Annotated in this window: 17 protein-coding genes; 10 read left to right on the top strand and 7 right to left on the bottom strand. The window is 45.9% G+C overall.

Annotated elements, in window-relative coordinates; genetic code table 11:
• The first annotated feature begins 276 nt into the window (after positions 1-276).
• The 4 genes from ACVA53_RS04770 to ACVA53_RS04785 all read left to right on the top strand — a co-directional run bounded on the left by ACVA53_RS04770 (position 277) and on the right by ACVA53_RS04785 (position 7,044).
• Positions 277-837 (top strand): hypothetical protein, encoded by a 561-nt coding sequence (locus ACVA53_RS04770; protein ID WP_255042974.1) that lies wholly within the window; start codon positions 277-279, stop codon positions 835-837.
• 349 nt (positions 838-1,186) lie between these two features.
• Positions 1,187-2,365 (top strand): efflux RND transporter periplasmic adaptor subunit, encoded by a 1,179-nt coding sequence (locus ACVA53_RS04775; RefSeq protein ID WP_446504614.1) that lies wholly within the window; start codon positions 1,187-1,189, stop codon positions 2,363-2,365.
• Positions 2,366-2,378: 13 nt separating this feature from the next.
• Positions 2,379-5,510, top strand: a complete 3,132-nt coding sequence (locus ACVA53_RS04780) for an efflux RND transporter permease subunit (RefSeq protein ID WP_446504615.1) — start codon at positions 2,379-2,381, stop codon at positions 5,508-5,510.
• Positions 5,503-7,044, top strand: a complete 1,542-nt coding sequence (locus ACVA53_RS04785; RefSeq protein WP_255042977.1) for an efflux transporter outer membrane subunit — start codon at positions 5,503-5,505, stop codon at positions 7,042-7,044. Before ACVA53_RS04780 ends, ACVA53_RS04785 begins: the two co-directional genes overlap by 8 nt.
• Positions 7,045-7,748: 704 nt before the next feature.
• On the opposite strand, the gene ACVA53_RS04790 is transcribed toward ACVA53_RS04785, so the two are convergent.
• On the bottom strand, positions 7,749-9,323 hold the full coding sequence (locus ACVA53_RS04790; RefSeq protein WP_255042978.1) for a BCCT family transporter: 1,575 nt from the start codon (positions 9,321-9,323) through the stop codon (positions 7,749-7,751).
• A gap of 263 nt (positions 9,324-9,586) precedes the next feature.
• A complete protein-coding gene (locus ACVA53_RS04795; RefSeq protein WP_255042979.1) occupies positions 9,587-10,552 on the bottom strand; it encodes a Gfo/Idh/MocA family protein in 966 nt (321 codons plus the stop codon).
• 106 nt (positions 10,553-10,658) lie between these two features.
• Between ACVA53_RS04795 and ACVA53_RS04800 the strand changes: the two genes are divergently transcribed.
• Both ACVA53_RS04800 and ACVA53_RS04805 read left to right on the top strand, forming a co-directional pair.
• On the top strand, positions 10,659-11,420 hold the full coding sequence (locus ACVA53_RS04800) for a phosphatase PAP2 family protein (RefSeq protein WP_255042980.1): 762 nt from the start codon (positions 10,659-10,661) through the stop codon (positions 11,418-11,420).
• A gap of 195 nt (positions 11,421-11,615) precedes the next feature.
• Positions 11,616-12,494 (top strand): AEC family transporter, encoded by an 879-nt coding sequence (locus ACVA53_RS04805; RefSeq protein ID WP_255042981.1) that lies wholly within the window; start codon positions 11,616-11,618, stop codon positions 12,492-12,494.
• A 176-nt stretch (positions 12,495-12,670) separates the two neighbouring features.
• On the opposite strand, the gene ACVA53_RS04810 is transcribed toward ACVA53_RS04805, so the two are convergent.
• Positions 12,671-13,027, bottom strand: a complete 357-nt coding sequence (locus ACVA53_RS04810) for a helix-turn-helix domain-containing protein (RefSeq protein WP_255043022.1) — start codon at positions 13,025-13,027, stop codon at positions 12,671-12,673.
• A gap of 269 nt (positions 13,028-13,296) precedes the next feature.
• Between ACVA53_RS04810 and ACVA53_RS04815 the strand changes: the two genes are divergently transcribed.
• The gene (locus tag ACVA53_RS04815) at positions 13,297-13,455 is read left to right on the top strand and encodes a DUF411 domain-containing protein (RefSeq protein ID WP_255042982.1); all 159 of its coding nucleotides are present in this window, start codon (positions 13,297-13,299) and stop codon (positions 13,453-13,455) included.
• A 65-nt stretch (positions 13,456-13,520) separates the two neighbouring features.
• Here ACVA53_RS04815 and ACVA53_RS04820 read toward each other — a convergent pair whose 3' ends face one another.
• A complete protein-coding gene (locus ACVA53_RS04820) occupies positions 13,521-14,483 on the bottom strand; it encodes a hypothetical protein (protein WP_255042983.1) in 963 nt (320 codons plus the stop codon).
• A gap of 273 nt (positions 14,484-14,756) precedes the next feature.
• Between ACVA53_RS04820 and ACVA53_RS04825 the strand changes: the two genes are divergently transcribed.
• From ACVA53_RS04825 to ACVA53_RS04835, 3 genes are all read left to right on the top strand, one after another.
• On the top strand, positions 14,757-15,452 hold the full coding sequence (locus ACVA53_RS04825) for a DUF2786 domain-containing protein (RefSeq protein ID WP_255042984.1): 696 nt from the start codon (positions 14,757-14,759) through the stop codon (positions 15,450-15,452).
• A 276-nt stretch (positions 15,453-15,728) separates the two neighbouring features.
• Entirely contained in the window at positions 15,729-17,033 is a 1,305-nt protein-coding gene (locus ACVA53_RS04830; protein WP_446504616.1) for an inosine/guanosine kinase, read from the top strand.
• 255 nt (positions 17,034-17,288) lie between these two features.
• Positions 17,289-18,491, top strand: coding sequence for a multidrug effflux MFS transporter (locus ACVA53_RS04835; protein WP_255042986.1), 1,203 nt, complete (start codon positions 17,289-17,291; stop codon positions 18,489-18,491).
• 117 nt (positions 18,492-18,608) lie between these two features.
• Here the strand turns inward: ACVA53_RS04835 and ACVA53_RS04840 are convergent, their stop codons facing one another.
• The 3 genes from ACVA53_RS04840 to ACVA53_RS04850 are packed head-to-tail and all read right to left on the bottom strand — an operon-like array spanning position 18,609 to position 22,445.
• Positions 18,609-19,388 (bottom strand): dimethyl sulfoxide reductase anchor subunit family protein, encoded by a 780-nt coding sequence (locus ACVA53_RS04840; protein WP_255042987.1) that lies wholly within the window; start codon positions 19,386-19,388, stop codon positions 18,609-18,611.
• Positions 19,389-19,390: 2 nt separating this feature from the next.
• Entirely contained in the window at positions 19,391-20,008 is a 618-nt protein-coding gene (locus ACVA53_RS04845) for a DMSO/selenate family reductase complex B subunit (protein ID WP_446504617.1), read from the bottom strand.
• A gap of 10 nt (positions 20,009-20,018) precedes the next feature.
• On the bottom strand, positions 20,019-22,445 hold the full coding sequence (locus ACVA53_RS04850) for a DMSO/selenate family reductase complex A subunit (protein ID WP_446504618.1): 2,427 nt from the start codon (positions 22,443-22,445) through the stop codon (positions 20,019-20,021).
• Between the last annotated feature and the right edge of the window lie 235 nt (positions 22,446-22,680).

Genomic DNA, 22,680 nt, shown 5'->3' on the forward strand with positions numbered 1-22,680 from the left:
TCCCAACTAGAAATCAACTAGTTGGGATTATCGCCTAACTGCAGGATCGTTCAAGTTAGCTTAAACGATCGGCATTAGTCCTTATGACGGCTTTTTGTTTATACCAACCGACATAAATATTTGATCAACGACTTATCCAGATTGGTATTACTCCCCCACTTCTCTACCAGCACGAATTTCCATTCAATACCTGTATAGCCCCTATACTTTATGTTGTCATTACCCAATGACAAATCAATCCATGATGATAATTTCAAACTAGGTGGAGAAATAATCATGGTCAATTTTTTAAAATCAGCTCTTTGTATATCTGCAGTACTTTCAACCAGCCTGATTGCGATTCCTGCAATTGCAGAAGACAGTAAGATGGCAGAAGACTTGATGACCGAAAAAATAGGTCGAGCCAAGTCTGCCGCCCCTGCCTCTATCAGTGGCGATGCAACAATTGTTGTTGATGGCAAGGTTGTGGTTGAAGGCTCAAACGGTTGGACATGTATGCCTGATACGTTCCCTGATGATGGTATGCCTATGTGCAACGATGCGGTTTGGATGGAAATGCTCACGGCGATGGTCAACAAGAAAGATTTCACAGCAACAAAAATTGGGATTTCCTACATGTTGCAAGGTGACCGTGGCGCCGGAGTCAGTAACTCCGATCCTTATCACTCCGATCCTAAGTCCGCTGATGATTACGTAGAGACAGGGCCGCACCTCATGATCATTGTGCCAAAAGCCATGCTTGAAGGGATTACCGATGATCCGACCACCGGCGGGCCTTACGTCATGTGGAAAGACACACCTTACGTGCACATCATGGTACCGGTTGCCGACAAGTAACCCCCATAACTATGAGTGCCGTAACAAACAATCCGCGAACAATCAGCCCAGCTATCAATAGCTGGGCTTTATGCAAAGATAAGACAATGCCCCAGCCTAAACCTGAATAAGCTATTCATTATTCTTAATGATTAGTGCATGGCTTAATCACGCTTTTCGTTTGTAGCTCTAATACCAATCTGGCTAAGTCGTTGATCAAGTATTTGCACTGGAAAAACCGTTGTTATCAAGGCAGAGATTGCAGTAACTAGTGGCTCTAATTACAAAATATCTAACGCAGAGAACAGCGATTTTAACCAGCAAGACTGATCAAATATTTATGTAGGTTGGTATAAGGTAGGTTGGCGTAATGATCAGTGTTAAGCAGCAACTGTTACAACCGTTCTCTTTGTCTTTGGCCCTATTAAGCTTGGTGTTTATACAAGGCTGTGAAGATAAGGAAGCTGCACCACCTCAAGGGCCACAATACGATATCGGCTATGTCACAGTAGTGTCTAAGTCGGTCGAACTACGTGATGAAATGCCGGGAAGAACAGTCGCTTCTTACGAAGCTGAAGTACGCCCGCAGGTGGGTGGCATTATCCTCAAGCAGCTGTTTGAGGAAGGTACAATGGTACAGAAGGGACAACCTCTATACCAAATAGATCCGGCGCCATTCCAACTTTCGTTAGACCAAGCACAATCTGAACTAAATAAAGCTTCGGCGAACCTAGCTACAGCAAGAAACCGTGCAGACCGCTACCGCCGCCTAGTCAGAGAAAAAGCCGTTTCAAGGCAGGATTATGACGATGCTGTTGCGACATACCAAGAAGCACAATCGAATGTCGCCAGTGCGAAGGCCGGTGTTGAAAACGCCAAAATTAACCTTAACTACACCAAAGTCAACGCCCCGATAGATGGTCGTGCTGGCCGCTCATCCGTCACAGCAGGTGCTTTGGTCACCGCGAACCAATCTGCACCTCTGGTTACGGTGCAAACGTACAACCCGATGCACGTCGACCTGACAGCGTCAAGCACTGAACTTTTGCTGTATCGACGAGAGTTAGCACAAGGGGCTTTCAAGCAGACAAAAGCAGAGCTTGGCGATATCCAGCTCTCCCTTGAGGACGGCACGACATACGACAAATTAGGCGCTATCCTGTTTTCTGATATCAATATTGATGAAACAACGGGCTCGTTTGTTCTTAGAGTTTCCTTCCCCAATCCACAGCAAATTCTTCTTCCCGGCATGTTCGTTAGGGCATCACTGCCTCGAGGGATTGTCGATAACGCTATTTTGATCCCAGCCAAAGCCTTAACCCGGACGCCAAAAGGTGAGGCACAAGTGAGCGTTATTGGCCAAGACAATAACGTTGAAGTCCGCACCGTCAAAACTGAACGGCTTATAAATAATCACTGGTTGATCACTCAGGGGTTAAACGTTGGCGATAAAGTCATTGTCGATGGCTTGCAGTTTGTCCGCTCAGGGGCACCTGTTAGTAAGTCGCATGAAATAAGCACCTCAACGACTAACAATCCTTCGAAGTAAATAGGACGGGGTCATGGCACATTTTTTTATACAACGACCTGTTTTCGCGTGGGTGCTTGCAATTATGGTGATGCTTGCAGGCATTATCTCGATTATCCTGCTGCCTATTGCTCAATATCCGACCATCGCGCCACCGGCGATACAAATTTCGGCCACTTACCCTGGCGCCTCGGCAAAAACTGCAGAAGACTCGGTGACACAGGTGATAGAGCAACAGATGAACGGGCTCGATAACCTGTTGTACATGTCATCGACTTCCGATTCATTCGGTAATATTACGACCACCTTAACTTTCGGTGCGGGTACCGACCCTGATATTGCGCAAGTACAGGTACAAAACAAATTATCAGTTGCCACTCCATTACTGCCACTTGAAGTACAGAACCAAGGGGTAAAAGTAGAAAAAGCGAGTAACTCAATCTTGATGGTAATCGGGTTTGTCTCCGATGACCCTTCTTTAACCAATGAAGACATTTCAGACTATGTTTCCAGTAATGTGCTGGATCCCCTCAGCCGGGTAGATGGCGTTGGTCAAACCCAGCTTTTTGGGGCTGAATATGCAATGCGGATATGGCTCAACCCGTACCAGTTGGAAAACTATGATTTAATGCCATCCGATATTGTGGCCGCTATTCAAGAGCAAAATGCCCAAGTTTCAGCCGGACAACTCGGCGCAGCACCTGCGGTCCAAGGCCAACAACTCAATGCCACCATTACGGCTCAGTCCAGATTGCAAACTGTAGAGCAATTCAAAAAGATTTTGCTCAAGGTCAACCCTGACGGCTCTCAGGTTCTGATGGAAGATGTTGCTAAAGTTCAGTTAGGCTCAGCCTCATACCAAACCGTTTCCAACTACAACAAGCAGCCAGCCACCGGTATTTCTATTGCGCTTGCAACAGGTAAAAATGCCTTAGAAACTGCCGATGCCGTCAGGGCAAAACTCGCAGAGCTCGTCCCGTTTTTCCCTAAGGGGATCACCATTGTTTATCCTTACGATACCACTCCCTTTATTGAAATCTCGATTGAAGAAGTGGTAAAAACCCTACTCGAAGCGATCTTCCTCGTTTTCTTGGTTATGCTGTTGTTCTTGCAAAGTTTCAGAGCAACGCTGATCCCAACGATTGCTGTACCTGTTGTAGTACTCGGCACCTTTGCCGTACTGCTCACTCTCGGATATTCGATCAACACACTCACTATGTTCGCGCTGGTTTTGGCTATTGGCCTGCTGGTGGATGATGCCATCGTAGTTGTTGAGAACGTTGAACGGATCATGGAGGAAGAAGGGTTAGAGCCTAGGGAGGCAACCGAAAAGTCCATGACTGAAATTACCAGCGCTCTCGTTGGTATTGGTATGGTGCTCTGTGCTGTATTTATCCCCATGGCTTTCTTTGCTGGTTCAACTGGAGCAATTTATCGTCAGTTTTCCATTACCATAGTAACCGCAGTTGCACTCTCGGTAATGGTTGCGATTATCCTAACTCCGACCTTATGCATCAGCCTACTCAATAGTTCCGACGGGCATAAAACAACGGGGTTTGCAGGCTGGTTTAACCGCAACTTCAACAAAGCGACGGAGAAATATACCTCAGCAGTCACTTTCATTACTCACCGCAGCTTTCGCTTTTTGTTGATTTACCTAGGGATAGGCGTTGTGATGGCTTTACTGTTTTTACGCCTTCCAAGTGGTTTCCTTCCCGATGAAGACCAAGGCACCATGATGAGTATGGTGCAGTTGCCCAGTGGCTCAACCCAAGAGCAAACCTTGAACATCCTCGATAAAGTTGAGGATCATTTCCTCGAAACAGAAAAGAAAAATGTAAAATCTGTCTTCTCTGTTTCAGGCTTTAGTTTCGCTGGTTCCGGTGCAAATACCGGCATGATGTTCATTTCACTCAATGACTGGAGTGAGCGCACAACAGAAAGCGACAAGGTCAATGCTATTGTTGGTCGTGCGATGAAGGCTTTTACCGAAATACCGCAGGCGTTAATCTTTGCCTTTGCCCCTCCCGCTATTATGGAGCTCGGTAACGCCACCGGCTTCGACATGTTTTTGCAAGACCGCTCAGGCCTCGGTCATGAAAAAATGACTGATGCGCGTAATCAATTATTGGGAGTGGCAGCTCAAAACCCTAAACTATTTCAAGTTAGGGCTAATGGGCTTAGTGACACACCGCAATATCATATCCAAATTGACCAACTCAAAGCGCGGGCACTTGGAGTCTCCATCAGTGACATCAACAGCACACTCGGTACCGCTTTGGGGAGTAACTACGTCAATGACTTCGTTGATCGGGGCCGAATAAAACAAGTCTATGTGCAAGCCGACATGCCCTTTCGCATGAACCCAGAAGACATCATGGAATGGAAAGTCAGGAACCAGTCTGGCGAAATGGTGGCCATGCGGGTGTTCAGTAAGGGTGAATGGACCTACGGCTCCCCCCGACTCGAGCGTTACAACGGCACATCGGCCATGGAAATTCTAGGAGAGCCCGCTCCCGGCATCAGTACCGGTGAAGCCATGTTGGAAATGGAGCAGATCGTGAACCAATTACCCAAAGGGGTCGGACTGGAATGGACAGGCATGTCTTATCAAGAAAGGATCTCGAGTGGTCAGGCACCACTGCTCTATGCCCTGTCCATCCTCATCGTTTTCCTCTGCCTTGCTGCACTTTATGAAAGCTGGGCAGTCCCCTTCTCCGTTATCCTCATTATCCCCCTTGGTGTATTGGGTGCGGTATCAGCGACCTTGCTGTTTGGGCTCGAGAATGATGTCTATTTTCAGGTTGGCTTACTGACAACCATTGGCCTTGGTTCAAAGAACGCCATCATGATTGTGGAATTTGCCAAATCGTATCATGACTCAGGTGAGGACATGTTCAAAGCAGCCATTCATGCCGCCAAAATCCGTCTGCGCCCAATTTTAATGACCTCTCTCGCTTTTGGTATGGGGGTTGTCCCCTTGGCGATATCTAGCGGAGCAGGTTCAGGTGCACAGAATGCGGTAGGTACAGGGGTTCTTGGTGGGGTTATTACCGCAACCTTCCTCGGAATCTTCTTTGTGCCGTTGTTTTTTGTTGCCGTGACACGGGTATTCTACGGATCAGACAAACCATCAGCCCCTGCAGAGGAGACCACGAATGACTAGAACCACGTCGCTGGCATTCTGCATATACCTGACTACCAGCCTAGCCGGCTGCACCAATTTCATCCCGAGTTACCAGCAACCCGTTGCGCCCGTCGAATCGGGCTGGCCTGTGGATGAGAGTGCCAATAACTTCTCTATCTATACTGGGAGTAATGTCCCAGGCACCTCAGTTCCAAACGCTTCGGATACTCTAGCACCTGGACCAGCAACATCGGTCAACCGAGTTTCTCCCTATGAAGACTGGCGGGCATTTATTCAGAGCAATAAGCTTACTAACGTTATAGAACTTGCCCTTCGCAACAATCGTGATGTGCGTATTGCTGTTTTAAATATCCAGCGCGCAGAAGCTCAATACGGTATCCAGCGAGCAAACCGCTTACCCAATATTGATCTAGGCGTAACCGGTGCCAACCAGCGCTTGTCTGAAAACGTGAATAATGGTAACTCGACGATTAGCCGCCAGTACAGCGTAGATCTTGGCGTCAGTAGTTATGAAATTGATTTCTGGGGCAGAATTCAGAGCTTAGAACAACAAGCGCTGGAGCAATACCTATCCACGATCGAAGCACGTAAAAACACCCAGCTCAGTTTGATCAGCAGCGTGATTGAATCATATCTCACCCTGATTGCCGATCAACGCTTACTACGTTTAGCGGAAGATACCCTTAGGGTGCAACGAGACTCTCTGGCCCTGACTGAAAAAAGCTTCAACAGTGGTGTTGCAACAGGGTTGGACGTTGCCCAGGCAAAAACAACTGTTGCTACCGCGCTCAAAGATGTGGCTGTTTTCACTAGCCAAGTGGATGTAGACATCAATGCACTGAATACCTTGGTAGGTAAAGCTGTCCCCATTCACCTTCTTCCCCAGTTAACGGATAATATCGGATTTGCCCCAGTCCATGTCGGTGTACCGTCAGATGTACTTCTACGTCGACCCGATATCTTATCTGCCGAACACCAACTACGTTCTGCTAACGCAAACATAGGTGCAGCGCGCGCGGCCTACTTCCCGACTATTTCTCTCACGGCAACAGGTGGTCTACTCAGCGCTTCGGCCGACGATCTGTTTTCCGGAGATAGTCGAAGTTGGGTATTCACGCCTAACCTTGTTTTACCCATCTTCAATTGGGGTGAGCTGGATAGTCAGTTAGATGTGTCTATTGCTGATCAACAAATTGCCTTAAATCAGTATGAACTCGCCATACAAACCGCGTTCCGCGAAGTATCAGATGCCTTGGCGAACCAAGCCACGATAAATGATCAGGTATCAGCACAGCAGATGCTGGTTGATGCCACCGGAGAGAGCTTCAGGTTATCGAACCTACGTTTTGATGAAGGGGTTGATGACTACTTTACGGTGCTAGATTCACAGCGAGAGTACTACACCGCCCAACAAGAGTTGATAAACACTAAGCTCTCAGAAGAGCTAAATCTGGTGACACTATACAAAGTGCTCGGAGGTGGGTGGGTAGAAACTGATGTACCAATACCTGACTCATTGCCTTCAACAGGAGCCTTATACGAAAGCCAATGAAAAAGTGGTAGTGAATTGTTCTAATTACATAAACTTTGACGCTTCACAACAATCATATATAACGCTGATCGTACCTCTCTTGACTTATGTAATTAAATTACATGACACCCGATCACGCATGATAATAAACGCTTGAGTAGTGACCTAAGTCACACTAAAATTCTCCTTGTGGTAGCAATACAGCCACAAACTGTAAATTAATTACAAAGGAGTTACCCCATGACTTATGATTCTCTTATGGCAATGCACTATATCGTTTCTAAGCGCGTTAAAGCCCAAACAAAGCAGAAGCGTAAATAAGCCAGCAATTCCTTAGCGCTCAATTTTCAGCTCTGAGCAAAACAGAACACAAATCATCACTATCAAATAATATAAATCCTCCCCCTCAGGGGGTGTTGATTTAAATAGCTTCCCCGCCTACTTCTTATTTTTTTCATATACCGTACAACAACTCGGCGAGCACCCCAACACCAACCCAAGTGGTTTTATACCAACCTACATAAATATTTGATCTGTCTTGATAGCAACGATTTTTCCAGTGCAAATACTTGATCAACGACTTATCCAGATTGGTATTACAGCTAGATGCATGGTTTTCAGCGTTCTCTTTTTCTTTTAATTTAGCTGGCAGCCTGCTTTTAATCATAAAAAAAGCGCAAGCCACACACGTTGGCTTGCGCTTCAATGTTTCTTAAGTATTGTCTTTACGACTGACTAGCAACTTCTGCTTGTTCCCAGCCTTGCTGAGCTTGAGCTTCTGCTTCAGCCTTCTTGCCCTGCATTCGCAGAACAGCCAAAGGACCAGTGACCAATGTCACAGCCAACAGCATCGACACAGGAACCGCCGTGATCACAATGAACGACTGCAACGCATTCAAGCCACCGTCACCCGCAAGCAACAGCACGCCCGCAATAACACCCATCGCCAACGCCCAGAACAGACGCTGTGATTTTGACGGCTGGCTATCGCCAGACACAACAAGCGCAATTGAGTAAGCCATTGAGTCACCCGTTGTAACAACGAATGTCGTCGTCAACACTAAGAACGCAGGGATCATTAGTTCGTTGAACGGCAATTGTGCCAACGATGCAAGTAATACCGCTGGTAGGCCAGAGTCAGCAAGCGGGCCTGAAATGGTTCCTGGAACCTGAAGTTCAAAGAAGATTCCTGTGCCGCCTAGAACGGTAAACCAGAAGTTAGTCACAATCGGTGCAGCCACCGCAATGGTCAAAATCAGCTCACGGATGCTACGACCTTCAGAGATGCGTGCGATGAAAATCGCCATCATAGGTGCAAAACCGATAAACCAACCCCAGAAGAACCACGTCCACCACTGGCTCCAAGCAGGGCTATCCGCATTCACACTCATTTCGGGCAGATGCTGAATATAAGACGCGAAAGCCAGACCAAAGTGCTCAAAGATAAACTGGGTTGGGCCAAACACTAACATCACCATCAGGAGGGCAAAGGCACCCACGATGTTGAAACGGCTTAGCCACTGAAGACCTTTATCCATACCTGTGAAAGCAGAAAGCGAGTAGATCGCAACAACCACAGCCAAAATAACCATCTGGCTAGAAGAGTTGTTTTCGATATTTGCAACGACTTCTAGGCTGTAACCTAGTTGAGAAGCCAAGAAACCAATTGGACCGATTGTACCTGCTGCAACAGCAATAATTGAGCATGCATCAATAACAGAACCCAACCAGTGGTTTTCTAGCTTGTCACCAACAATAGGATAAAGCAAAGCGCGTGGACGTAGTTTTACCCCACCTTGGTGGTGCGCATACATCAACACAATCGTCGCTAGTGTGCCAAGACATGCCCAGGCCAAAAAGCCCCAATGCATAAAGCTTTGGCTAAGAGCAGGAACGACCGCAGCAGCAGACTCTGCTTGAACACCATCAAAGCTCGGTGGTGTCGTCATAAAGTGATAGATAGGCTCTGCAGCTGACCAGAACACACCACCACCTGCGAGCAGCGTACACATGATCATCGCCAACCAACGGAATGTACCAATTGTTGGCTTGCTGTTCACAGCACCTAGGCGTTGTTTGCCATATGGACTAACCGCTATCACTAGGGCAATAACGAAATTAATCACCATCAGCCATTGCCAAAACTGGCCAAAAGCAGCAGTAGAATAGGAAAACGCGGAATCGATGATCTGGCTGACTAAAGTCAAATCATAGAGAGAAAAGAGGAGAAACAATCCTAGGAAACCAATACTTAGAACTGAAACTGTTTTGTCGCTACCTTTTAGGGTATTGCTTAGCATAATTATCTCACGGTGTGTGTGAGGGACAGCACTCTAGCAGCTCATCCCCCAGCACACCAGTGAAATATTTCTGAAAGATTTATAATTACAACTCAAGCACCTAGCTAATAAAACTGTCATTTTTTAAAAATAGCTAGCCATAATAGGGAGTTATCGCATTCGTTACTTTCTATGCACCAATTGTTTTGAACACGAAATATTTTTTGTGATGCAGTTCAAAATCACACCAAACACAACGTCATGAATTGCTCGTGATATTCACCTCATTTCACTTGACTCACCAAGTACTCCGCTAGCAAATGGCTATGGAGATTTCGCTGAGTTAAAGCAAGTTCCTGTTTACCCGAAATAACAACGTCAAGCCAATGCTCTGCCATCGCATGAAAGCCCTTTGCAGCTAGCATTGGTGTCCAGTCTGCAAGCTTTAAACGCTTTTCTATATTATTCTGCCAGCGGCTCCCCTCGGTAAAAGAATCAAACCGATAACTGACATTCTTATAATTGGCAGAAACCGTTTCCATGGTCGCACCGTGCTGGCGGTTCATTGACGCGTGGAACAACGCGCCATTCTGTTGCCATTGCACATCAAGACGGCCAAGTTGTAACTGCGAGCCTACCGAGGCCGACTGGCAAGTAATATAGAGGTCTTCCAGATCGATGTTCGCATTCACATTGATGCTATCTAATGGATGGATGAAATCATCAAAAATAAAGGTTCTCCCTTCGCCCGGTAAGCCATGACGGTGTTTTTCCCAGCGTAATGACAACAATGGTCCTGAGGAAAGTTGCTCTGCAGGAACATGTTCCTCTCGTTTAGTATCAATAGATACTCCCGAAAGATGCTGCTTATATAGAGGGATATACCGACGATTGAACCCCATAAATAAGGGGGCTTGCTTACTTTCAGCAAGATCATAAAGGCGTTCGCACTGCTCATAGTTATCGGCGAGAGGCTTATCAACAAAGACCGGTAAGCCAAGGTTCAAGAAAAACGCTGCCAGCATAGGATGCGAAGATGTCGCGCTATGGATCATCACCGCATCGATACCTGCCTTGGCTAATTCTCGGTAGTCAGTATAAGTTTCAGTCACATGGTATTGCTTAGCGAGTTGTTGCAACCGCTGCGGATTGCGGGTACAGAACACCCACTCCACATTCGGCAGTTGGCTCAATACCGGTAAATGCGCCTTTATCGCGATATCGCCTAATCCTATCAGGGCAATCTTCATTTCAATCCCTACTAAACGTAAACTAACGATTTATGACACTTATTTTACTTTTTAAAGCGTATACTTTGCTAGAATCCCGTCTCAATTTTTATGAAGTGTATTGATTATGTTCCTCCGTCCATTCATTGAGCGCAAACTCCCTGGCCTCATCGCATTATTGTTAATGACCACCCTATTGTCAGCGGTGCTGGTCTTTTATTCTCAAGCCGACTTGAATGGTCCAGTTTCTGACTTTAGCGGCATGCTTTTTTCTTTATTAACCCATTCAGCTGGAAATCCAGGTTTCTTGGTGACGGTAGGCTTATTTATGATGATACCCGTTATCATGAAGCTACCGCGTAAGACATTGATCAAACTAGGCACTCAATTTGCCCTTCTGCTTGCCTTAAGCTTTATCGCCAAAACCGTAATGAAGCACATTACTGAAGTCCCTCGCCCTTATACTCATCAACTGCAAGCCTTGGACATCGTAGAAACTCCAGACGCTTTTTATACGCTTAGTCATATAGAAAAGGATGAAGCGGTTAAACAGGCAAGCGAGAGTGTCAGCCATTGGCGCATCACTCACTGGCAAGGTGAAACAAACTACTCGCTACCTTCTGGCCACACCATTTTTGCAGCTGTGTGTGTTGCTTTTTGGGGTGGTTTTTTCCTAAGGCGCCGTCAGTTTATTCCGGTCGGTATCATCATTACATGGGCTGTTAGCGTTGGGATCAGCCGCATTTGGCTTGGCATGCACTGGCCTACAGATCTACTCGCCTCAATTTTTGGCGCGGCTTGCTTATACCTTTGTATCCCTGAATGGAGGGTATTGCCTGCAAAGATGGCTGAACAAACTCAGCAGCAAACATTTCAAGAAACTAAGTAGCACTTCTAAATAGTAAGTTGTCCAGATTGATTACTGGTTAAGGTCTCTTTGCCAGTAATCAATTTCATTCAACTAAAATCTCTCCCCTCCGATTCACATCCATTTAATACGAATCACTACCCACATCTCATAAAATACGATAAGTTGAACCTTGGTTTATCCAAAAGTCATACAAAACGTCGCATAAGGGATAATGTGCTTGAGCAAATAGTAGGGATCCTATTTCCCGTTTTCACACTGGTATTAATAGGCTACGCAGTAGGTCGCTGGCTAAAGCCTGACTTTCGCCCCATCAACCGCATTAATATGGATGTATTTACCCCAGCATTGGTCTTTTCTTCGCTGGTTGCCATGCCGCTCGATACCGATCAACTCCCCCTACTTTACGCCTCGTTAATTGCCATTTTGGTACCGGGCATAATGATGCTTCCTGTCTGCCGCTTGAGCAAACTTAACTTTAAAGCTTGGGCACCACCACAAATGTTCCGTAACAGTGGCAATCTTGCGATTCCCCTCTTTACCTATGCATTTGGTGATTCGGCATTAGCACCAGCCGTCTTGCTGTTCGTGGTGTCAGCCTGTGTGCACAGCAGCCTCGGCCTAGCATTGCTCAGTAATGGTAATCCAATCAAGCAAATGGTCCGGATGCCGATTTTCATTGCGACATGTGCGGCGCTTGTGTTGAACATAAGCGGCTTGGGTATATGGAAACCTTTATATGATGCGACAGCACTACTGGGACAAGCAGCTGTCCCCGTCATGCTTCTATCGCTTGGCTCTCAAATGTGCAATTTACGTTTAGATGGGGTGAAGGTAGGTATGGTGTGTACTTTCCATTCATTAACCACTGGCGCAGTCGCTTTCAGTCTTATTTACTTCTTTGTTCCTTTGCCCACGTTACAGCTCCAGATGATGGTACTGTTTACCATGTTACCGCCAGCGGTCATGAACTATTTGTACGCAGAGCGGTTTGTCGTCGAGCCCGCAAATGTCGCTTCTATGGTGTTATTTGGCAATTTCTTCAGTCTCTTTGCCCTACCGCTGTTGTTGATGTTTTCCCTGTCCTTGGCTTAACCCATATTGATATGACAGCATCAAAACAGCCGCTCCCTAACTGTTGATACCTATAAACAAGAACACCCCTGAGGTCAGCCTTCATAAAGAAAACTGACCTCAGGGGTGTCAAAAAAGCTGGCATTATAAAGGCTTTACACCCAGTAACTGTAAGTTACTTAGGCCGATAAAATGTATTAATGCACTTCAACACTATGAATGTATTCAACAACCAGCTGATTACCGTCGTAGCGTACATTTTTAATTTCACCATCAACGATAAATGTATTGGTCAGCGTCACCGAATTTGGCAGTACCCCACCCATTTGGCTGCGCAGTGACGGTAATGTGAGCAAAGGATCTACACCAATATAATTACAAAACTGGTTAACAAAACGGTGCTCAAGAGGAACACTGCCACGAAGGATATCAGAGAATACCAATTGACTGACGCCAAGACGTTTAGCCATTTCAATTTGGGTAACTCGCATCTTTGCCTTGTAGCTCATCCAAGTGTCATGAAGAACCTGACGGTCTTGTTCAGTATATTGCATCATCGTTTCCTTGCGCACTGTTGCTAGCGCATTAGTATTTTTTCGTTGTACTTATTTAAGCCGATCCTTAAACCAGTTTTGTCAGAGAAAAGTAAGGCTTTTTTGCTTTCAAAGCCACGTCACATATGGCTTGAACTCAGTTTCATTAAAAACAAAAGCGTGATCATAGACTTGTCATTTTTTGTTCAAACGATAGCCAGTCTTGTACTTGAGGTTGTTCAATTGACTAAATACTAGACATGATGTGTTTGTATGTTCTATGGCTCTCTATGCGCCTGCAAAAGCGCATGGTCGGTCTTGCTGTTCCGGGCATGCCTCTCGGCTCTCCTGGCATGGAGCATAACGATCAAAAAGCCCCATATGAGGTTTTGGCCTTTGACGAAAATGGCCGAGCTATGGTGTGGTCTCGCCAGAATCAGTCACGATGATAATCTAACCGGTTAAAGGCGCCGTTTGGCGCCTTTAATTGAGTAACGTACTGAGTTATAGCAGTCTATAGCTTATCAAACCACGCCCGATTAGGATCTTGATGCTCAGCCCATTCTGGCTCAAGCTCTCTATGCTCTAGATAAATTTGCATCGCGGTAAAATAGGTAAAAGCCGTTAACTCAGAATCGGCACCGAAGTGCTCAAAAAAAGCATCTTCTTGCTCAGATAATTGATTCAAGCTCTTGATACCTTGCTTGAAGACCCATTGTGTCGCATGCGGCGGAATCAAAGTACGATGTAGAATCAACTCGGCAATATCACCAATGTTCACATCAATGCCCTTTGCATTCTGTCGTTCAGGTAAGGTCAATACCGCCTCTTCTGCTAGTAACGCTTTAAGGCTATCAATACTCGCCGCACGCTCTGCTGTCGAATACCCGTACGTCGCTTTGGCAAAGCGGATGGCATAAGACAAACGGTCACGCCCTACGACTTCCACCACTTCTTCTAAATACGGCTGCGGGATATTGTACGACTTTGCCAGTTGCTCTACCGCATGGCTGAGGCCGGTATAGTTGATGCCATCAAACTGAACATGGAAGCTAGTACTCAAGCTCGCGACAGGCAACCCATCAATGGTTAACGGCCAGCCCAGGTAGTTAACCCGCTCCTTGGCAATTTCAAACATGCTCCAAGCACTTTCACGAAACCCTTCAAGCGCCTTACCTTCAAATTCTGATTGCTCTAACTCTTCTTTTGTCCAATTCACCCCTATTTGCAAGTGTTTTTGGTACTTACGGTGAAGTTGCTCTTTCACCTTATCGCGCAGCAGCTCCAAATCACTCGCTTTAATGCCTTTGCAGATGCCATAACACTCTTGGCAACTCGGCAGAAGAATTGGCAGTTTTTGGTGGTCATAGTTAGGTGATGGTAAAAAGGCGTAAGATTCAAAATATGGTTCACCACAAAACCAACAGGTATGGCGATAATCAAAAGGTACATCAACGGATTGGTAGGTCGCTGTCATAGCAAAAATACCCAAATGAAAAACTAAGAATATTATGCTTGCCATGCCACCAAGACACAAGGCAGCACGTCGTCAAGCGACAGATAAATATGACCACTCATCTCGATTTCACAGATGCATAATTTACCCACAATAAAATTAACAAAGTACTTAACTGCTGAGGAGTCCGAATATCCTCTCGCTAAAAACTGCATAAACTATCCGCTAAAGAGAATTGTGCTAGCTTAGGGAAAACGTTAAAATGTGTGCCCTTTTCTATCATGGTGTAATCGAATGTCTGAACAGAAGCGAAAGGCGCTCAAAAAAATAGCGAAATGCCTCGAGCTGGGTAACTCTGCAAACGTCAATGAAGCCGCACAAGCCATTAAGATGGCGCATCGCCTGATGCTGAAATACGGCCTTGAACAAGATGACATCGAATTTATCAAGATGGGTAAAACCAAAACTAAGACCTTACTCCCGGCCGACATCAGCCAGCAGATATTGAAGATTATCCGCGGAATCAACCGTCGCTTTGGTGTTGAATGCGTGCTAACCAATCACAAAGGGCTCAAACAAGCTGAGTTTATTGGGGTTGCAGAAAGGGCGATCTTTGCCGCGTTTGCTTTTGATATTGTGTATCGTGAAATGAACCAGCAAACAGGCCAGTTCAGAAACAGTTTCCAAGGCTCCGGCACCAGTAATGCCGAAGTCACTCGTCGTGTAAACTCTTTCTTAGCCGGTTGGCTTGAAGGCGCGTTGGAAAAACTACCCGAGCTCAATACCGATGATGACCATGATAAACGCATGTCTAACTTCATCGATAAAGAGTTTGAAAATATTGATCGTGAAACCTTCAAGAAACAACTGCAGGAAGCGATGAATGCCCTTACCGATGATTACGAAAAAGGGATGAAAAAAGGTCGTTCAATTTCAGTAAACCGACCTGTTGCTGGCGAGAAAGCGTTCAAACCAAAACTGCTTTCATAACCAACGAGTCGCCCTAAAAGCCCCTACTTTCACTTAAAATGCGCTGCATCCAAGTAACTTGGTAGCTATAGCGACTTGGGGCTATATGAACACTAAGGTACAACTATCTTTAGTTTTAAAAGAAACAGCCCATATTGCGGCTGTTTTTTTATTTCCCTCCGAACAAAAAAACAGCAACCAACCTCAAAATATCACCTCAACGTCATGAAGTGGGATGTAAATCTCGTTTTTATGATACAATGAAACAAAATCCCCTTTAACCGATAGCCTTCAAACATGAAATTCCCTGGTCAGCGTAAATCCAAGCATTACTTTCCAGTCAATGCCCGCGATCCATTAGTAGCTCAAATCCAGCAAGAAAATCCGCTATCTCGTACTCACCTTGTTGGTGTTGGCCAAACTATCGTAGATATCGAAGCGCGTATCGATGATGATTTCTTGGCCCGTCACAATCTAAGTAAAGGTCATTCACTTGTTCTTGAAGAAGAGAAAGCTGAATTACTTTACCAAGAGCTCAAAGAACGCAATCTTATCAGTCATGAATACCCTGGTGATACCATTGGTAATACCCTTCATAACTATTCTGTTCTTGCTGATGACAAATCTATTCTTCTTGGCGTAATGAGCCAGGATCTAAAGATTGGATCTTACGCTTACCGCTATCTTTGTAATACCTCTAGCCGAATGGACCTAGATTTCTTACAACCCGTTGAAGGCCCTATTGGTCGCTGCTACACCCTTATTACCGAAGACGGTGAACGCACTTTTGCGATCAACGAAGGGGAAATGAACCAGCTTAAGCCAGAATTCGTGCCAGAAAGTGCATTTGAGAATGCTTCAGCGCTTGTTCTCTCTTCTTACTTGGTTCGTGGCAAACCTGGCGACCCGATGAAAGAGTCGGCACTTAAAGCTATCGAGCACGCTAAGAAAAACAATGTACCTGTTGTGCTGACCCTAGGTACTAAATACGTTATTGAAGGCATGCAGGATTGGTGGATTGACTTCCTAAAAGAACACGTTACCTGTGTAGCGATGAACGAAGAGGAAGCTGAAGCGCTAACTGGCGAAAAAGATCCACTCATTGCCGCTGATAAAGCACTTGAGTGGGTAGACCTTGTTTTGTGTACAGCAGGCCCTGTCGGCCTTTACATGGCCGGTTATACCGATGAAGAGCTTAAGCGCGAATCAACATTGCCACTTCTTCCTGGCCGTATTGCTGATTTCAACAAATACGAATTCAGCCGCCCAATGAAGAAAGACTCGTGTGCAAATCCAATCCGTGTTTATTCACACATTGCGCCTTATCTTGGCGGCCCTGTGGAAATTAAAAACACCAACGGTGCCGGTGATGCAGCATTGTCTGCACTGCTACATGATATGTCAGCCAACCGTTTCCACAAGGCAAACGTACCAAATTCAGGCAAGCATATCGGTGAGTTTTTAAGTTACTCTTCTTTCTCTCAGATCTGCCAATACTCAAACCGCGTCAGCTATGAAGTATTGACCCAACACGCCCCTCGCCTATCTCGTGGCCTGCCAGAGCGTGAAGACTGCCTAGAAGAAGCGTACTGGGAGCGTTAATCGTCACCAGCTAAACATCAAAAAACGGAGCATTTGCTCCGTTTTTTATACGCTAAATAATCACTGAGTTAAAAAGTGTACACCCCAGTATGAGAAGTATATTCACAAAATAATGATCCTTCCCTCGGTTGATTGACATCAACACACAGCAGCACATAGTTGATATAATCAACCAAATTTCGCTTTGTCGAATTCAATACGTACGAATCCATCTTACTGACATGCTTTTGTCGGTGAAACATTGAGAGCATCAACTTGAAAAAATCCCAACCGATACTGGGGAAAAATGGAACACTATTTTTCCTTGTGATTATCAGTGCCTTTCCGCCACTCACCATTGATTTATACTTGCCGGCACTGCCGCAAATGGTCAATGTGTTCAATACCGATCAGTCGATGGTCAACTTAACGCTCAGCAGCTACTTCATCACTTATGCTGTTGGTCTACTTTTTTGGGGACCGTTAAGCGAAAAGTTTGGCCGTAAGCCTATATTATTTATCGGTATTAGCGGTTACATAATCGCCAGTATTCTTTGCGCAATGACGGGGAGTATAGAGCAACTGATTGGTGCACGGGTACTCCAAGCATTTTCCGGCAGTGCGATCACAGTTGTTGCGACGGCTATCGTCAAAGATCTCTTTGATGGGCTTCAGCGTGAAAAAATCATGGCTACAATTATGTCGTTGGTGATCATCGCCCCTATGGTCGCCCCTGTTCTTGGTGCCTTTTTACTTAAAATCGCGTCCTGGCGAATGATGTTCGTGACACTTGCCGTTTTTGGTGTCTTCGCCTCTGTTTTAGCATTCTGCTACAAAGAAACACTCGAAACAAAATACGACGGCTCAATACTTCGCTCTTGGGGCAGGCTGGGAGTGGTGTTGAAAAACCCAAGGTTCGTCGCATTGCTCGTTATTTTCTCCATCACTCCCATTGCCATGATGGCATTTCTTGCTGCCGGTTCTTATATCTATATCAATGGCTTTGGTCTTACTGAGCAGCAATTTAGTTACGCCTTTGCTTTCAATGCGTTGTGTGCTTCATTTGGCCCCTCAATATATATGAAGCTATCACGTCGAATACCGGTGCAGAAAATTATTACTTTATGCTTCTTCCTACTTGCCACGGTAGGTCTGTTAACCATAACCATCGGTCATATTTCACCTATCGTATTTGCATGTATTGTCGCTCCAGCAACGTTAATGGTGATCACCATGCGAGTGCCAGGCACCAATTTGATGCTTAACCAACAAGATCACGATACTGGATCCGCAGTGGCATTGATACAATTCTGCGGCATGCTTTGTGGTTCACTTGGTATGGTCTTGGTGTCCATCCGTCCAGAGTCTTTGATAGAAAACCTTGGTATCATTCAACTGACCGTTGGTATCGTAGGTGGCTCCCTCTGGTTATTGGCAAGAAACCGTCCCTTTGTAACCGATAAGTTAGTTACGCGATAAAGGCGATGATACACAGCTAATCTACAATCACAAAAACAGGCCAAGGTTTTCACCTTGGCCTGTTTTTAACCTAACGCTATAACGCTATAACGCTATAACGTTATAACGCTCCAATCATTACATAGTTATCGACCACAAGTTATAAAAACTCACTCGACCGATCAATTCGCCGATCATCACCAAACCACACACTGACAGTAGGATCGGCTGAGCCGATTTCTGTTTCAATAGTGCAAACAGTGCCACAGCGCCACCAATCAATAACGCTATTGCTTGCAATACCCAAAGGCTGCTTTGCTCAGCGGCAAGTGTCGGTTCTACGCCAGTGACAAACGTAATATAGTCAAACCGCAGGGCTAACGTGACAAAAACGGCGGCAATAGACACAGCGACACCGTGACGAAATGCACCTAGTACTGCCGCTAATGCGCCACCAGTTACAAAGGCTGATGTCAGCATTTGAATGGTGGTATGCGACGTATCCCATGCAGCAACAGTGCTTAATTGATATACCTTGGGAATAGTCGCTACAAAAGCAATAGCAAAAATAGCGGTAGCCCATCGCAGCGCTTTTCGCTGCCCCGGTGTGCCTTTATCGTAAAAGCCAGCCAAACCGACCAATATACCAAGACCTGCAAATGCCCCACCGAGCAAAATTTCATTGCTCATTGGTGAACGCCCGACCCCAGCAAGAAGGTTCAAGGCTCGAACTGGCATACCAAGGTGGAACATACCAACCAACATCCCGACAGACAACAGCACCATTGAAACCAAGATGCCAATGGACAGCTTTCGCTCATTCATGCCATTGAAAGGCTGACTCAATAGCAATATCAAATAAGCACCTGCGGCTGCTTGGGCCAATACGGTAAAAAATACCAAAGGTAATTCATGCATAGTTACACCTCCGCCCTATTTTGAATTGCGCCCGCTTTATCGCCACTTGGCCTTGCGTTGGAATGCGGATGAATAACCAGATTGGGCTTGGTTAAACTCGCATTCGGTAAAGGAGCTATCTCATTCAATTGGCCGTACTTCTGCCTTAATTCGGCAATCGGACCAAACTCAATCGCCCGTTGCGGACACGCCTCCACGCATACAGGAGGTTTACCCTGCTCTAGCAGATCAAAACAGCCATCGCATTTGCTCATGACTTTCTTTTCAGCATCAAACTGAGGCGCACCGTAAGGGCAGCGCATTTCACAATACCGACACCCTACACACTGGTCTTGATCCACAACGACCAATCCATCTTTTTCCCGTTTAGCCATCGCACCAGTGGGGCAGCCTTGGACGCAGGCTGGCTCATCGCAATGATTACAAGCGATCGAAACATAGTAGCTATAGACATCATGTTGCCACAGCCCCTCCCTTTGCACCCAAGTACCACCACCGTATTCATACACACGCCGTAGCTTAGGGCCAACATCCAAATCTTTCTTGTCTTTGCAGCTCACCAAACACGTTTTGCAACCGGTGCACTTTGCCGAATTAATATAAAATCCATATTGCGCCATTACTCACCCCCTAAGCCTTTTGGATTTCCACTAAGTTAGAATGCTGCGGATTTCCTTTTGCCAAAGGAGAAGGCCGCTGTGTCGTTAATGTATTAATACACCCTCCGACATCTATACCTTTTGCATTGGGCTGGTACCACGCCCCTTGTGGAACAGCAACGACACCCGGAATGATCCGTGCGGTGACTTTCACAGGCATATGGATTTGACCACGATCATTGAAGACAACAACACGATCCCCCTGGATCAAACCTCTCGATTGTGCATCAACCGGATTCATCCATACTTCGTCACGTACCGCTTCACGAAGCTGAGGAACATTATGGTAGGTTGAATGGGTTCGACCTTTGGTGTGGAAACCTGTCATCTGTAGCGGGAATTGTTTCATTCGTTCTGGATCACCCAGCCCTTCGAAGCCCTCGCAATATTCAGCCACCGCAGTAATTTTATCGCCTTCTGGTAGCTCCCATGTCTGGGCAATGGTCGCCAACTGCTCTGAGTACATCTCTATTTTACCTGATGGCGTTTTGAGCGGGTGTGAATCAGGGTCTTCTCGGAACGCTTTGAGCGCGATATGATCTTCACTCTTTGCCAGCTTACGGTCGATGACACCCATTCCATCAGTTTTGGCATACTCTGGTAAATGTGGATTTGCTTTACGCAGCCCTTCATAGCTATGCGCTATCCACTCTTCGTAGGTACGACCTTCAGTAAAGGCGTCATGAGTCCCCATTTTCTTGGCAATATCCGCTAATACATCGTAAGTCGGACGGTTATCCCACAGGGGTTCAATTGCTGGCTGGAGGCGGGTTACATAATGGTAAGCCCCTGTCGCGTAGGAGTTATCAATCAGATCACTGGTTTCCAAGGTGGTGACATCCGGCAACAAAATATCGGCATAACGCGCTGACGGGGTCATATGATGATCCCACACCATGATAAATTCACACATAGATTCATCTTGCAGGATCTCATGGGTTTTATTGAGATCAGAATGCTGGTTCATTGTGGTATTACTAGCGAAATGCCACAAGAACTTGATGTTTGTATCCAGCTTGTCCCTATTGCGGATGAAACTGTTTTTAGCCGTCATTTCTGTGCCGCGCGTGATTGCATCCGTCCACAGAAAGCAAGGGATCGATGTCTTAACCGGGTTCGCCGTGGCAAACCCAGGAACAGCATATTTCACACTGCTACCCCAGTTACCAGTGTTGGTACCCAACTTACCGAACTGCTTGGTCATCACCGGTAACATCATAATCGCTCGCGCTGATTGCTCACCATTGGCGGTACGCTGCAAACCCCAGCCTTGTGAAATCCAAGCCGCTTTTGCTCCCGACATTTCCCTGGCTAATTGCTTGATCCTGACTGGTGAAATACCACAGATTTGACTCGCCCACGCCGGTGTTTTTTCAATACCGTCAGGCCCTTTACCCATGATGTAATCTTTGTATGAAGCATTCTTTGGTGCTGATTCCGGTAATGTGCTGGCATCCCAACCCACACTATAGCGATTGATAAACTCATCATCCGCCAGCTCTTCAGTGATCAAGGTATGGCCTAACGCGGCAACCAAAGCGGCATCTGTACCCGGTTTGATTGGTATCCATTCGGCATCAAAGGCAATACTACTATCCGACATCCGCGGATCAATAATGATAACTTTGGCATTACTTCGTTTCAGTGCTTCAAAGGTTTCTGCAATCTGACCGCCACCCGACATCCGTGTTTCTGCCAAGTTCTGGCAGAACATCACAACCAAATCAGAATGGGCAATATTTGATATCAAACTTCCTTGGCCACTACCGTAAACGTAAGGCTCAACCGTTGATATCTGCGCGGTCGAATAAGTCCCGTGCTGCTCCAAGAAACCACCAATCGTATTCAAAAAGCGCTTGTTGGCATTTCGGCCGAGTAAATTAGCGCCTGTTGAACCAGAACCATACTGATAATAAATAGCTTCATTACCGTACTGTTCAATGGTGTATTTCAGCTTATCAGCAATGATGGTGGTGGCTTCGTCCCAACTGATACGTTGAAACTTTCCTTCGCCACGTTTTCCGACGCGCTTCATGGGGTATTTCAAACGATCTGGACTGTAGGTTTTCCATTTAACTGAACGACCACGCAGGCAAGGACGGATCTGATGCTGCCCCCAAACCGCGTCATCAATTCCACTTTCAGTGGATATTTGAGTCACAACGCCATCTTTGGTATGGACTTTGAGTGGGCAACGACTACCGCAGTTGACCAAGCAGGCACTGTAAGAGATCGTTTCTTTGGTCTCTTTCGCTGCAGTCTGTGCTTGTGCTGTTTTAGAGAAAGGAAGTGGGATACTCGCAGCAATTGCCGCCATTCCCCCAGCCTTGGCCGAATGCCCAAGAAACTGCCTACGAGACAATCCCTTCATGAAGGCATTAAATTTATGACTATCCATTGCCACCGCCTTAATTATGTTAATTTCTGTAACCAGATTACGGCGAGTAATAATGTAATTATTGACTAATATCAACTGATTTATCAGCAACGAAAGGCATAACCATAAAGTGGTATGGTGGTCACTAACACGAGCAAATATGCGCTTTTGGAATATTTGAAGCTAGTCAAACAAATCTATAAATGAGAATTGTTAAGAGCAAAATTTAGATAAAAAAAAGCAACCCAATTACTTA

It is taken from the genome of Photobacterium sp. DNB23_23_1 (assembly GCF_052873815.1).